This is a genomic window from Candidatus Kuenenia sp. (assembly GCF_039794105.1).
Lineage (GTDB): Bacteria > Planctomycetota > Brocadiia > Brocadiales > Brocadiaceae > Kuenenia.
Window position 1 is genome coordinate 45,314 of sequence record NZ_JBDIWA010000007.1, and the last position, 15,259, is coordinate 60,572.

Annotated in this window: 10 protein-coding genes; 2 read left to right on the top strand and 8 right to left on the bottom strand. The window is 42.5% G+C overall.

Going from position 1 to position 15,259, the window contains the following annotated elements; genetic code table 11:
* Positions 1 to 102 precede the first annotated feature (102 nt).
* From mrdA to glp, 5 genes are all read right to left on the bottom strand, one after another.
* Positions 103 to 2,031 (bottom strand): penicillin-binding protein 2, encoded by a 1,929-nt coding sequence (gene mrdA, locus ABJL82_RS05725; RefSeq protein ID WP_347273765.1) that lies wholly within the window; start codon positions 2,029 to 2,031, stop codon positions 103 to 105.
* Positions 2,032 to 2,606: 575 nt separating this feature from the next.
* Entirely contained in the window at positions 2,607 to 3,314 is a 708-nt protein-coding gene (gene mreC, locus ABJL82_RS05730) for a rod shape-determining protein MreC (protein ID WP_347273766.1), read from the bottom strand.
* A 103-nt stretch (positions 3,315 to 3,417) separates the two neighbouring features.
* Complete coding sequence (locus ABJL82_RS05735; RefSeq protein ID WP_347273767.1) at positions 3,418 to 4,473, bottom strand: rod shape-determining protein; 1,056 nt, start codon at positions 4,471 to 4,473, stop codon at positions 3,418 to 3,420.
* A gap of 109 nt (positions 4,474 to 4,582) precedes the next feature.
* Positions 4,583 to 6,193 carry an apolipoprotein N-acyltransferase gene (gene lnt / locus ABJL82_RS05740; protein WP_347273768.1) on the bottom strand — a complete coding sequence of 537 codons (1,611 nt, stop codon included), beginning with the start codon at positions 6,191 to 6,193 and terminating at the stop codon, positions 4,583 to 4,585.
* Positions 6,190 to 7,398, bottom strand: coding sequence for a gephyrin-like molybdotransferase Glp (glp, locus tag ABJL82_RS05745; RefSeq protein ID WP_347273769.1), 1,209 nt, complete (start codon positions 7,396 to 7,398; stop codon positions 6,190 to 6,192). Before glp ends, lnt begins: the two co-directional genes overlap by 4 nt.
* 477 nt (positions 7,399 to 7,875) lie before the next feature.
* Between glp and ABJL82_RS05750 the strand changes: the two genes are divergently transcribed.
* Positions 7,876 to 8,400, top strand: coding sequence for a hypothetical protein (locus ABJL82_RS05750; RefSeq protein WP_347273770.1), 525 nt, complete (start codon positions 7,876 to 7,878; stop codon positions 8,398 to 8,400).
* A 697-nt stretch (positions 8,401 to 9,097) separates the two neighbouring features.
* On the opposite strand, the gene ABJL82_RS05755 is transcribed toward ABJL82_RS05750, so the two are convergent.
* Positions 9,098 to 10,648, bottom strand: coding sequence for a GGDEF domain-containing protein (locus tag ABJL82_RS05755; RefSeq protein WP_347273771.1), 1,551 nt, complete (start codon positions 10,646 to 10,648; stop codon positions 9,098 to 9,100).
* Positions 10,649 to 10,963: 315 nt separating this feature from the next.
* On the opposite strand from ABJL82_RS05755, the gene ABJL82_RS05760 reads away from it, so the two are divergent.
* Positions 10,964 to 12,016, top strand: a complete 1,053-nt coding sequence (locus tag ABJL82_RS05760) for a cytochrome-c peroxidase (protein ID WP_347273772.1) — start codon at positions 10,964 to 10,966, stop codon at positions 12,014 to 12,016.
* 117 nt (positions 12,017 to 12,133) lie between these two features.
* Here the strand turns inward: ABJL82_RS05760 and ABJL82_RS05765 are convergent, their stop codons facing one another.
* Entirely contained in the window at positions 12,134 to 12,901 is a 768-nt protein-coding gene (locus tag ABJL82_RS05765) for a ribonuclease Z (protein ID WP_347273773.1), read from the bottom strand.
* Positions 12,902 to 13,072: 171 nt separating this feature from the next.
* The gene (locus ABJL82_RS05770; RefSeq protein WP_347273774.1) at positions 13,073 to 14,998 is read right to left on the bottom strand and encodes an FAD-dependent oxidoreductase; all 1,926 of its coding nucleotides are present in this window, start codon (positions 14,996 to 14,998) and stop codon (positions 13,073 to 13,075) included.
* Positions 14,999 to 15,259 lie beyond the last annotated feature (261 nt).

The following is a 15,259-nucleotide window of genomic DNA, read 5'->3' on the forward strand; positions in this document are numbered from 1 at the left end:
ACCAGGGAGCACTCCCAAATATTTGTAAATTTAAAGAAAATCACAACTCGTTCCAAAGCTCCGGCTTTGGAACGTAATTGTTTTACAAGCGCTGTTTATCTTTTAGGACGACGCACCCAGCTCCGGATATAAAAAAGACAACAGATCCTTTGCAATGGGAACTGCAATTGCGCCGCCATGTTCAGATGTATGTTCTACCAGTACGAGAAACACGTATTGAGGCTTGTCATGCGGCACATAGCCGGCAAACCAGGCATGGTTATCATTTGGACGGCCCGTTTCCGCCGTCCCGGTTTTGCCCGCAGCCTTGTAAACCTCCAACCCTTTGTTTTTCGCCGTCCCGCGGGTAACAACCTCGTGGAGGGATTCACGTATAACGTTTAAAATTTCAGGACGAATATTGATTTTTTTCTCCTTGCCGGGAGTGAAGGTTTTCACGACTTCCCCATTTTTGTTTGTTATTTTCAGCATTACATGCGGCTGTACAAGTGTACCGCCGTTTGCAATAGCAGCATACGCCCGAACCATCTGGAGGGGCGTTGTTAATAACGCTCCCTGACCTATTGAAATGTTCATGGCAGTCGCCGTTGTCTGAATCTCCGGCAGGTTTCCTGCCTTTTCGAACAAAAGATCTATGCCTGTTTCTTCGCCTATGCCAAATTTTTTTGCCCCGTCGGACAATATTTTTCTCTCAAGCCTTTTGGCCGTTTCAAAAAAGAAGACATTGCACGAAAAGGGAAGAGCGTCTTCTATCGTTATCCACCCATGCCCGCTTTTGTGCCAGCACCGGAAAATGATATTTTTATAATTCGTATAGCCATTGCACTCGTAACCTGTATGCGCATGTATATTGTTTTCATTCATTGCCGTTATTGCCGTAATCGCTTTAAAAATAGAGCCCGGAGGCAAAGCGCCCTGTATAGCCCTGTCAAGCAATGGTTTTGCACGATCCTTATTAAGACGGCCAAAATCCTTATTCAATGTGTTTGGATTAAACCGGGGATTATTTGCCATGGCGATTATTTCTCCTGTCCATGGTTCCATAACAATGATTACGCCGCGATTTTCCCCCAATGCCTTTTCCGCATGCGCCTGTATTTTGCTGTCAATCGTTAAATAAATATCATTACCCGGAACGGGAGGCCTTTCCAATACTATCTTTTCTATTTGAGTATTTTTGCAAATAATTTCTTCAAACCTTTTTCCCCGCATACCACGCAATTCTTCCTCATATTTCGCTTCAACGCCCGCCCTGCCAATAAGGTCGTCTTTCGCGTATCCTTCATAAAGCAACAAAGGATTTTCATCCGCTGAACTACGGGAATCTAAAACAAAATTATCCCATTTTTTACTGTATTCCTGCCATTCCTTACCGGTGAGTTTTCCCAAATATCCGAGCACATGAGAAGCAATTTCCTGTTTAGGATATACCCTCTTTGACCTTGGGGTAACACGTACGTCCTGGAATGTATCCTCTTCAATCTCAATCTGAATGGCCTTTTCTATCGGTACGTCATAAACAACAGGATAATATCCGTTCTCTTCTTTTATGAGGATAGGCCTTCCGAATTTTTTCTCCATGTTCTTTTTCAACTGTTCTACTTTCGTAACCGCCTTTTTGGAATCTCTCAATAATTTATCACGTGAAGTATTTAATACACGGGACAAATTATCCATCCACGCCTCCATATCTGCATGACATTCTTTGCATGATCTATCTGTATTTTTGTGCGCCTTTAACTCCGCAATCCGTGGAACAGTATTATTTCCGTATACGATAGAACTATAGAGTAATTTCTTATATTTTACCGAGATATCGAAGGCATGGTGGTCAATTGCCAAAACATCTCCTTGCCGGTCAAAAATGGTTCCCCGAACCGCTTCCAACGGATAGCTTCTGATTCTGCGCGTTTTGGATATTCCCTGGTATTTACTGGTTTCAATAATCTGTAAATAAAAAAGCCTTCCCACAATACAAAAAATACAGAGCAAGAATAGTATTAAAATATGTTTATTCCGGTTAAAGTACATGGGTTATTTTCCCGTGGCGCTAAAATTTTTGACAGGTTGCAGCTTATTAAAGATGTAAAACAAAAATGGTGCAACGGCCGCCGTGTACAAAGAACAAATAAAAATCATCCATATCATTGAAGAAATGTTTGTAGACCGGCAGGATATTGCAGTATGTAGGGCATAAAGTACATTATAGAGAATAGAAAAAATAAATGTGACCAATATTTTAGTCACTAAATGTCCCCGAAACAACACTCCCCTTATTGACCATATAAAAAAACCGACTGCAACAAAAAAAACAGCATTAACCCCCAAAGCGCCTTCCGATAACACATCTTTTGATATCCCGATAAACCAGCTCGTAACCACATTTCGTTTCACATCAATAAAAAAAGAATAAAAAACAACTAACGGAAAATAAAGATCCGGCATAGCAGCGCCAATATTAATCCAACCCATCAGTGTTGATTGAAAAAGGGAAATGCATAGTAGTATGCAAAAAAAGGTTATCCAGCGCATGGCAATGTTCTAAAAATATTCAACACTTTAGTCAGGGGAACGAGCAGCACCCGTTTATATCAAATATTTAGCCCCTACTCCTTGATTACCAAAACATTTTCAATCTTTGTTATATTTACCAAGGGCAACGCTTTTACGCTTTGAAAAAGAGCGCCGCCTTTCGTCTCATTCTCTATCACTGTAGCAATTGGCAGGGACGCTATATAAAATGATCCTGTGTCAGAAGTTACTACTTTATCCGATTTTTTTAACGTCGTCCACCGCGGCACATATTTTAACCGACAATAAGGAGATGCATTACCTTCTATTATAACCTGGTCCCTTGTCCGGAGTATTCTTCCCGGAATACGTGATGCGGGATCGGTAATCAACCGAACCTGACTGGTTCTGGCTCCTGCAACAGAAATCACCCCGACTAGCGCATTTTTTGCCACTACAACATTATTGTCTTTAACGCCATGTTTTATCCCGACGTTAATAGTGATGCTTCTTCTGAAAATGGAGGTATCGTATCCGATAATGTCAGCCGGAATGATGTGAGATTTTGCTTTTTTTTGTTCTTTATGAAATTCAGAAACTGCGCTTAGTTTATCTTGTAATTTGTGATTAGTATCCTGCAATTCAATAATTTTATTTTTAAGCTCTGTAACTTCATTTTCCCGTTCCGTATTTGTCTCATTTTCCGCCCAAATACATGTGATTCTATGGAAAAAATCACTTGCCGTATTGCTGGATAAACACGTCGCCCACTGAAACGGCCGGACTGGCATTACACATGCCATTTTTATTCCATTTGAAACGTTAAGAGGCAAGAATAATAGTAGTAAGGAAATGGTAAGAACGAGGGTTGTAATAGTGAGTGGACGAGATAAGAGCTCGTTAAAATTAGGTTTGGAGGTCCTCATCGTATAAAACAGCTTTAAATAAATCCAGATTTTCAAGGAGATATCCCGTACCCCTTGCAACGGCAGTTAAGGGATCGTCAGCGACTCTCACCGGCAGGCCGGTTTCTTCCGCCAGCAGTGTATCCAGCCTTTTAATTAAAGCACCACCCCCTACCAATACTAAACCATTGGTGAGTAAGTCGGATGCAAGTTCCGGTGCAGTTTTTTCCAGGGTGGCCTTCACAGCATGCACTATCTTATCAATTGGTTCTTTTAACGCCTCACGGATCTCTTCTGAACTAATATTCGTGGCCCTTGGCAACCCGGCAATTGCATCCCTTCCGCGAACCTCCATTTTCAATTCTTCTTCCAGCGGATAGGCAGACCCTATCGATATCTTTATTTGTTCCGCCGTTCGATGCCCTATGTCAAGATTGTAAGTCTTCCTCACATACTGAACAATCGCCTCGTCCAGCTCGTCTCCCGCAATTCTAAGACTTTCGTGAGTAAATATATCGCCAAGACAAAGCACTGCGACCTCTGTGGTGCCTCCCCCTATATCTACAACCATACTTGCTTCCGGTTCCCCGACGGGAAGTCCCACTCCAATTGCAGCAGCCTTTGGTTCTGAAACAAGGTACACTTCGCGCGCTCCGGCCCTCTCCGCCGAATTCACCACCGCCCGTTTTTCTACCGCAGTGATCCCGGACGGGATCGCAATCAATATCCTTGGCCGCACGCCCCATTTGCGCTTGTGAACCTTTGTGATAAAGTATTTCAGCATTGCTTCCGTAATATCAAAATCCGCAATTACCCCATTTTTAAGAGGACGAATAACGGAAATGCTACTCGGCGCTTTTTCCAGCATGGATTTTGCGACAATCCCTACCGCCCTGCCGTTTAAAAGAACTTTGTTTGTACCAGGCTTTACCGCCACTACGGAGGGTTCCGACAATACAATGCCATGACCGGGTATGCAAACAAGTGTGTTTGCAGTGCCAAGATCAATCCCCATATCTGTTGAAACAAAGCCCAAAATAAAGTCTAACGGATGCATTTTTATTCTCTGGAAATGTACCCCCGCAGCAGTTCTTATTTTCTGCAAGTGTAATAAATATAATAGTTAACAATTAAATCGGAATTATACGTTTATTATTTACAGAATGTCAAGTGTAAAGTCTTTTAAAAAAAGAGGATAAAACTATGCCCCCGGTCACTGTTAAACAAACAAGGGAAAACCAATCTCCGTATAGCGTATAATAGGTATTATCGCCTTTAACCAGTTTAATACGGTTTAACAGAACGCCGCTTATCTCTTTTTGCCTCCCTTCAGAATCGGTTAGTTTATTATAGATATTCCCGTCGGGACTTACAAACGCCGATATCCCCGTATTTGCCGCACGCGCCATGCCTGTACGATTTTCTACTGCTCTAAATACCATTATTGCAAGATGCTGCTCCAATTCCGCACTATCATGAAACCATCCATCATTTGTCACGTTAAATATAAAATCCGCCCCCTGCTTTTTCAGATTCCTTAGCAAGGCGGGAACCGTGTCTTCATAGCAAATAGATGCTCCAAAACTAAAGGTTTGATCTTGCAATGTCTTAAGATGAAATAAGGTGGGGGTTTCCCCAGGCGACAACCCGACAGAATAAGGCACTAGTTTCGCTAAAAAGGGAAAATATTTTTTCAGTGGAGTAAATTCACCAAAAGGCACAAGGTGGATCTTGTCGTATCTGTCCAGCAGTTTTCCGTTTATTCCATAAAAATAAACGCTGTTAAAATATCGCTGCTCCTCTTCCGAAAGAAACAGTGAAATACCGCCCAGGAGGAGATTTGCATTCAATTCATGCGCCAGTTGAACTACCGTAAGCTGCGACAGATAATCAATTTTTCTTCCCGTAAGGTCAGGATTGATATTAAGTATCCCCGGCACCATCGTTTCCGGCCAGACGACAATATCTACCGGTTCCCCTTTAATGCATACGGATAAATCATAATATTTTCTTAATGTATCAACTTCTTCCTCTTCCGACGGCGCTGCTTTCACGTCCTGCGGGATATTCCCCTGCACCAGGCACACAACAGGTCCGTCATACGGCTTATAACCTTTAAGCCAATGCACTCCATACCATAACGCCCCAATAACAAATAGCGGCGGTAAAATATACGATAAATAAATAAACTCGTGTTTTCTTCCAACCCAAAGGGCTATCTCTTCATTTTTTTCATTTCTCTTCTCTTTAAGAAAACAATGTGCGATTAACCACGCAATATACGCATTCACCATAATAATAATAAACGATACGCCGGAGACTCCTGTAATATCACATATTTGTATTACCGGCAAACAGCGGTATTGAGTGTGTCCTGCGAAAAACCAGGGAAACCCTGATAAGAGATGGGATCGTACATATTCCAAAGCGATCCAAACACATGGGGCAACAAAAACGATGGGTAACTTTAGTTTTAAAACAGCCCTTCGAATGCAAAAAGCAAAGCAGAGGAAATAGAGCGCACAATAAAGACTTAATAACAACCACGCCGCATAGGTAACATGCCGCAGCCATGAAAGCTCGGTGAAAAAAAAGAGTACCCCAACAAAATACGAAGAAAGAAGGACATATTTCTTTACCCGGATAATAAGAATAAACCACGGTACAAGTGCAAACCAGGCAAAATACCCTAAATCTGCAGGAGGAAAGGAAAGGCAGAAAAAAAGGATGGTTAAAAAGGAAAGGCCTGCAATTTGAATAATTTCTTTATTTCTCAACACAGGTTATCGAGAAGAATAATATCAATCAATTGCCCTTTGGAAAGAGTTTCTGTTTCTTCAGGGATAATAAGAAGGCAATTCGCCTTTGTCGTTGCCAGTAAATCAGCGGAACCATGCCATTCAACGGGAGAAACAGACCATATATTTTCTTTCCATTGACACCGTGCAGGGCGAAACTCGCGGCGTTTTCTTTTTGTGGAAATATCCGTTTCTAATAATGCCGCTACCGTTGTTCTGCCCAAAGAAGAAAAACCCATTAATCTCCGTATCGCCGGATAGATAAACAATTCGAACGTAACCAGTGAAGCAACTGGATTTCCTGGCAGTGCAAAAATCAATGTTTTGTCCTTTTTTCCGAAGATAACGGGTTTCCCCGGCCGTAATGCCACCTTTTCAAAATAAATGCGCACCCCCGCTTCTTTCAAAACATCTCCGACAAGATCATATTCTCCCATTGAAACCCCGCCGGAAAGAATCAGTACATCCTTCTGCAGCCCCCGCGTCATTATCCCCACAATGTCTTCTTTCCTATCTCCGGCAATGCCCAGTATCTCAACCCCGGCATTCATTCGCCTTGCCTGTGCTGCCAGGGAGTAACTGTTGCTGTTTCTTATTTGTACAGGGGACGGTTTTTCATCAACATTTACCAGTTCATTCCCTGTAGAAATGATGCCAATGGCAGGGGCGGGATATACTCTTACAACAGACTTACCCACTGTTGCAAGTATTCCTATTTCCTGTGGACGAATCTGCATCCCTGCATGAAGAACTATTTGCCCGATTTGCATATCCTCGCCACGGTTGGAAATATTGGCTCCGGTTTTAACAGATTTCAATATTTTTACCCGGTCTTCTTCCCCGGTATCTTCCGTATCCTCAAACCTGACTACCGCATCCGCACCTTCCGGAACGGATGCGCCGGTCATAATTTTAGAAACACACCCCTGCGATACCTTCTTTGCAGGCATATCTCCCGCCGCAATATTCTCAATAATTTTTAATACGACGGGCGCGGTTTTCGTATCTTCCGCAATCACAGCGTATCCATCCATGGCAGAACGATTGAAGGGGGGCATGTCAATGTCTGACCTTACGTCTTCGGCAAGACAAAAATCCCGTGCGTCCTCAAAGTACACCTGTATCGGCGCTAAAGGGCTTACATTTTCAATAATAATTTTCTTTGCTTCATCTACTGAAATCATGGTTTGATATGTTAAATTAACAATAATGGTATGTCAAGTATTGTTACGCCGACGGAAATAAACAAGATCTTCCGATACCGTTGTATCAACACTATTTACAGACTTATTGTGACAGCGCCTCACCGCTTTACAAATGAATAGTAAAAGTGGCGGTTGTCTGCTAAAATATAAGGACATTTTTCTGTTAATGGTATGCGGTTCTTATTGGTGGATTCGTCGCGAAAAAGCCGCGCCTTAATCCACACTCTACACAGGTTTGTAATCCGAACCTGTAGTGAGTCTTTTTCGTTAAGCAATGAACAAACCTCTACCCCAACCCCCTCCAAAGAGGGGAATGTCCCCCGCTGGCGGGGGTGCAAGGGGGTGGAATTAAAATTTTGAATTTATTTCGGATTTTACCATTAAATATTTTGACAAAAGTGCGAAGAAATACCTTTTAGGGTACTAATTTTTTACCCTCTGTGAAAGGAGGACGCGTTGAATTATTTCGTAGCAAAATATCCCTTCTTCTTCTTCTTCTGGTTCATGGTGTTTTTCCCCCTTTGTTTTTACGGATGCGCCTCGTTAAGCAACAAAGACCATCCTTTTCATTTTGATAGACAACATGCAATACTTTCGGAGAGAGAAGGGTGGCAAGTCCTTCAGGATGAAAAGGAGGGTATCATTCTATGGAATGAAGAACACCATGCCACAATTGTCATGCTTTATAGTCCTTCCGGCAATAAAAAACTCACACCCGATCTGCTCAATCATCAACTGTTTATTGGCATCAGGAACAAGGATATTGTATTTAAAGAACCGTTAATCATTGACGGCAAGGACGCACTGCGTTCATTATTATTGGGGGAACTCGACAGCAGAAGATTTAAATTTGACTCCTATACTATAAATGGAGAGGGCATTGTTTGCGACATCGTCTATTTTGCACCTCCCGATTTTTTTGACGCCACGCATGAAGATTTTCTTACATTAATACAAACATTCAAATTCCCCGCACAATAACATATCTGCCGGGTATTTTGTAATGGGGTCTGGTTTTTACTCTGTCTTGAGAGTAAAAATTTACAGGCAAGCCGGCTTTCTCCTCCCAAAGAATCTTCGTCTCATGCATTAAAGGCAAAAACTCTCTGTGCAAAAAGAATGTCTGGAAGCGGCTGTTTTTTATCACAAGTAATGTTCTATTAACCGGATAAACAAACGATAATCACAGATCAGTAAGTAAATTTGAGAAAATAGGATATTATAACAGATCGTAGAGACAGGTTTGAAACCTGTCTCTACAATTAGGAGCGACCTGTCTCTTGTAAATCCATATAAACAGGTCTACCTGAATACGGACAGGCCGCTCCTACGGAGCTATTTACTCTATTGAATTTTATTGTGCTACAAACAGACCGCCCCTAACGGGGCTACATGATATTTTTTCTATCCCGTGAATTTTTCAAAAAGCTAAAATGTTACGAAATTTTTTATTTGTTGTAAATGTTACCCAGTCTTTAAAAAATGCATTTAATCCGAGAATATCAGGTTCTTTATTGTGGGTCTTAGCAAATAAAGGGATATTTGAAGCGATGGAGAAGTCCCTTCCAGCCCTGCACCCCCGCCAGCGGGGGACATGGCAGATGCAACACGCATAAGGATTTGCCGGTGATTGTTGATTCCTTAACTTAGCACGTATGCCCAAACCCACCAGTTTGTACTAACCCTTCCCAAACCATTTCTTTTTATGGGTGTATGCGGTAATTTTGTTGCGGCCTTTTTTCTTTGACTCGTATAGGGCCTTATCCGCAAAGTCGATAAAATCACCTTGTTTAAATTCATCCTTAGCAGGACTCATTGTCGCCACTCCAAAACTTGCTGTTACCTTGTATTCGTTAATACCATCAATAAAGATATGAGAGGCAATGACCTCGCGTAATTTTTCAGTAATCTCTGCGGCTTCTTTTTCTGCCGTTTCGACCAAAACAAGAATGAATTCTTCGCCGCCGTACCGGGCAATAAGATCGTAATCACGGATGTTTTTTTTAACCAGTTTGCACAATTCTTTTAATATAAAATCGCCCGCCTGATGTCCATAGCTATCGTTAAATTTTTTAAAGTGATCAACATCAAAGAGTACCAGGCTCACAGATGTTTCCTTGCGCAGTGACCTGCGGATTTCCGTTTCAAGAAAATTTTGAAAGTACCGATGGTTGTACACATCAGTCAATCCATCTATATTGGCAAGTTTTTCAAGCCGTTTATTTTTTTCTTCCAGGTCTGTAGCCAGCTTTTGTAATTCCATCTTGGCGGCAATGAGTTCCTTGTTTATCTGTTCGTATGACAGATTGATGAGACTTAAAGCAATATTGGCTTCATGCAGAATTTCCTCAATGGGTTTGGGATTCTGTATCTGGAAATCGAAAAAACTGGCAACTTCCGCTATTTCCGTATGTACTTTCTTGAGTATCCTGTTAATAACCGTATTATCGAAGCCAAGCATTTTTCTTGATTTTTCGAGAAACTGCTGATGATAGTCCTGCGGCTTATTGGAAAACAGTATATTGGTAATCATCCCAGATAAGTAAACGACATTTGTAGCAGTTCTGAGTTTGCTACTGCCCTCTTTGTAACTCTCCGGGTTGTGATGAAATTGTATAGGGACGAGCAATTCCGTTGGGAATCCCCAATTTCGTGTGACTTCGTACCCGATAAGCGCATGGTCCGCACCGATAATTCTCCGTTCAATTTCTATGATATCTTTTTTGTCGTCGGCGAGCGCTATCAATGTTTGTTCGTATTGCTGGGGAAAGGCTCGTGCAAGAATTAATCCTCCGATATCCTGCAGGAGTGCGGCAATAAATATTTCTTCAGGGTCTGTTTTATCTATTTCTGCCATAATAAGTTTTGCTGCAACCGCAGCAGAGAGTGATTTTTGCCAATGGTTTTCGTAATCAAAGACTTCATTTTTGTAATTGGTCTTGATGGTAAGAAATGAAACAGAGAGGACGAGGCTTCGTATCGCATTTTTTCCGATATTCGACACAGCCTGATGAACTGTGCTGATTTTACTGGAAAAACTGTAAAAGGCAGAATTGGCAATCTTTAATATTTTAGCCGAGATGGCGATATCTTTAGAAATCAAACGGGCTATTTCTGCCATACTTGTTTCCGGGTTCGAGGTAATCGAAATAAGTTTCGATGCAACGGTGGGCAACGTAGGTAAAGAGGGTGAATCCAGCACGGTTTTCAAAACTTCTGTATTTGTCATGAGGTGTCCTTTATTAAAAAGGTGCAATTACCGTTAAAAAATGATTATTCTTTTGAAGCGTATTATAATGTAGAGAATACAAAAAATCCATAGCGCAGCCTTTGGGTGCGACAAAATTCGAAATACGAATGTCGAAATACGAAACAAATTCGAATGACAAAAAACCAACGTGTTATGCTAAATATTGTTGACATTCATTTTGTGATAAATAGTATTAAACGTGTGGGGAAATGTTGTGTGGCCTGTATATGTTCTTGCAAATGAATAGTACTTTTAAAAATCACTTTCGCATTACGATTTAATGAAGGAGGGCATATGAAAATTGTTACCTTTACCGCAATGGGTTATCTATTGTCCTTTGTGGTTATCAGCGCCGCAATACAGCCATTTGCTTTTGCCGGTGGGTTGATTGATATGGCTTATGGAAGAGATATAAAATCAGAGCGCTTAAAAGAGCCTATCAAGCCTATTCCCATTAATTATGACAACAACAGGGCAAAGACTGATTTGGGGAAAAGATTGTTTTTTGAACCGCGATTGTCCAAGTCCGGATGGATTACCTGCAATTCCTGCCACAACCTTTCAACAGGCGGTGCGGATAATCTCCCCACTTCTATCGGACACAAATGGATGTTAGGCCCTATAAACTCACCGACGGTACTGAACGCAAAATTTAATCTGGCGCAATTCTGGGACGGGCGTGCCAGGGATTTGAAGGAACAGGCAAAGGGCCCCATAGCAAATCCTATGGAAATGGCTTTCAGTCACGACCTTGCGGTAGAGGTATTGCAATCAATACCGGAATACGCGATGTGGTTTAAAGATGTTTACGGTGAGGAGGGCATTACCATTGATACGGTTGCTGATGCCATCGCTGCGTTTGAAGAAACGTTAACCACTCCCAATGCAAGGTTTGATTTGTGGCTAAGGGGGTATGACAGGATTTCTAAAACTGAGGAAGAAGGATATGCCCTCTTTAAGGGAAAAGGCTGTATCGCTTGTCATAACGGATTTGGTGTTGGCGGAGGTTCCTTTCAAAAATTTGGTATTGCAAAGCCCTATGAAAAAGATACAGGGACGCTTGGGCGGTATAACGTTACAAAGGCCGTCGAAGATAAGTACGTATTCAAGGTTCCACTGCTAAGGAACATTGAACTCACTGCCCCCTATTTCCACGATGCCAGCACATGGAGCCTGGCAGAAGCGGTACAGGTAATGGCGGCATATCAGCTTGGAATAAAACTTAACGATGATGAGACAAACAAGATTGTAGCGTTTCTAAAAACCCTGACCGGAAACCAGCCTGAAATTATTTATCCCGTTTTGCCGCCTTCAAACGTGAACACACCGCAGCCGGACCGGAATTAATTTTCAGCATTGATTGTTGTGGGGGTTTTCCTTTTTCGTAGGTAGGAACTGTTTTCTTAGTGGAGGAAAGGATTTTTTTGATATGAAATTATTTTGCACTGCAATATGTTGTCATAATTATATTTCAAACCTGTCAAAATCTTCTGCAATAACTATCTCCCCATCATAAATAGTTTTGAGTTCGGCAAGCAGGGGTGCGTTATTTTTTATAGCTTCACTGCAAACGGGATACAAATGTGTGAGTATCAGCTTTTTGCATTGCGCCTTTTGAGCGATTTGAGCGCACAGGAGTGGTGTAAGATGTCCTTCTATTTTATTGTCATCGGGAAAAGAACATTCGAGAACTAACAGATCGGTATTTTTTGCCAGAAGAATTATGCCGTCGCAGTAATCAGTATCTCCGGAATAAGCAATTGTCCTGCCTGCAGAAGACTCTATCCTGTAGCCTATGCTTTGGGATGAGTGCTGCACGGGTTCTGCGGTAATTTTCCATCCGTCATAAGTGAGTTCGCCACTCTCTATTTCCTTCAGATGTAGGTCAAAGGTCTTTGGCGTAATCGTGTTGCCGTAAACAGAAACTAATCCCTGATGGAACTTGTGCAAACCACAGGGGCCTGTAATGTAAAGAGGTTTTGTCCTCACCGGAGAATCATATTTCATGGCGAAAAGGAAGGAGACGAGATCCAGGGAGTGGTCAGGATGGAAGTGCGAATAGTAGATATAATCAACATCCGCATAGGTAACGCCGGCAAGAAGCAACTGGCGTAATGAACCGGGGCCTGTGTCAAATACAAGGTGTTTGTCCTTGACTTTTATCAAAGTACACGGATATGCCCTTGATTTTGAAGGCGCTCCTGTACCAGAACCGATGATGGTCAATTCCATTTTTAAAAATTATCGCTGTACATCAGCCAAAAAGAGTTTTACCACGAAGAAAAATCGAAAGTCCGCAGTCCACAATCGGCAAATTGCAAATTGCCGATTGCGGATTGTTTTTGACTTTTAAATCTATGCCCCCAGTCCCTTTTTGGATGGGGTTTGGAGGTGGGCGGATTACTATATCTTTAACCCTATTTCCACCCCTTCGGCAATTGCCTCAAGCGCTGTTCTGCCCTCTTTTGCATCGCCAATGGTATATACTTCAGGAGCGAAGGATTGAAGCATTGGTTCAAGCTCTGTGTTGTGCTGGTGCAGTGTGGGAATGACTATCGTGTCAAACCCCTCTAGTTTTTCGTCCGGCTGCCTCCTGCGGCTTATGATAATGTAATCGCTCCCTATTTCGGTTACTTTCGCGTTTACAATAAGCGTGGCGCCTTGTTTTCTCAGGCGTTCGCATACATGAAACCTGGGGTGTGCAACCAGTCCAAGCCCCAGGACTCGCCTCATCTCAATAACGAAAACCTTTTTTCCCCGCGAAGATAGAAAATCAGCTAATTCGCATCCTTCTGCTGCTCCTCCGATAATCGCCACGTTATTGCCAATAGTGTCAAGTGAGGAAAACGCCTGCTTGACGGTTAATGCGCCGCTTTCCCGCATACCATTTATTTCGACAGGGACGTCTTTGGCTCCCTGCGCAAGGACAACGACGTCAGCCCCAAATTGTTTAATGTTATCCTCGTTTGCTTCTTTGTTTAGCTCTACCGGGATATGCTTCTTTTCTATTTGTTTTGTTATATAACGGAGGTACTTCTTTACAGGTTCCTTTTTCGGAGGCATGGAGGCATAGCGCAAATTACCGCCGAGTTCTCCGCTTTTTTCCCACAACGAGACGTCGTGCCCTCTGCCCGCCAGCGTTATGGCCGCAGACATACCCGCAGGGCCGCCACCGACAATCAGCACCTTTTTGGGTTTTGCGGTTTGTTGCAGGTGAATGCGTTCGTCTTTTCCAATATAGGGATTTACCGTACAAATGAGTTTTTTATCCGAGATGCTTTCTATACATCTGTTGCAGCTGAAGCATACCTGTATATCATCAAGGCTTCCTTCTTTTACCTTATTTGGCCAATAGGGGTCGGCGATAAGCGAACGTCCCAGAACAATAAGATCCGCCTTGTTTTCTTTCAGCGCTTCTTCAGCCATTGCGGGATCCTGAATCCTTCCCACGGCTAACACGGGTATGTTTACAATTGCCTTAATCCCTTCCGCGAGGTGAATGAAACATCCTTCATCCAGATAATAGCAGGGTATGTTTAAAAAGGCCGATGCATAATTACACGCTGATACATGAATGGCGCTCGCCCCCGCCCTTTCCAGTATCTTTGCAATTTCTTTGCTCTCTTCCAGCTTCAGTCCTGTTTCGGTATACTCATCTGCGCTGATCCGGCAAATAACGGGGTAATCCGCCGGAACCTTTTTTCTTATCCCTTCAACAATTTCTCTTCCGAATCGTGCCCTTCGCGTGGCGTCGCCTCCATAATCGTCCGTTCGTGTATTGGATTCAGCCGAGAAAAACTGATTCACAAGATACCCGTGCGCCATGTGAATTTCTATGCCGTCAAAACCGGCTTTTAACGCCCGTTCCGCACCGCAGGCAAAAGCATTGATAATCGCTTTGATTTCGTCGATGGTCAATTCCTTCGGCATTTCCTTTGTTAAAGGGCTGGGTATAGCCGAAGGGGCAACGGTTCCCGTTCCGGTAAAATACGGCAGCGCTTCTCTGCCTGCATGGCTTAACTGAAGTACGATTTTCCCTTCAACTGCGTGGACGGCATCAACAAGGTTTTTCAATTCAGGGATGAACGTATCATTATGAATGCACATCATGCCGTCATTTACCCTGCCCACAGGGTCAACGGCAGAGTTTTCAACCGTAATATATCCTGCGCCGCCAAGGGCGCGTTCTCTGTAATAATTGATGAGTTCTTTAGTGACAAAACCTTCCGCATTGCAGAGATGCGTCTCCATAGGAGACATCACAATACGATTCCTGGTATTCAGGGAACCTATGCGGAAGGGACTGAAAAGATTGGGAAATGCTGTCATCTGTAATACGGTCTCCAAAAATAGGTGAGAGAAAAACTGTGATATACGTGCCTTAGTACCTTATCAGTAATTTATTTGAGTTTTGGCAAAATATTTAATTGTAAAATCCGAAATGCTAAATACGAAATACGAAACAAATCCTAATTACAAAGCATAAAATTCAAAACATCCCTGTCTGCGTGTGATCACGCACAGGCAGGCAACAATACGAAGCACGAAATACGAAAGATGCGCTTGTTTAGAAAATTAAATCATTTTGTC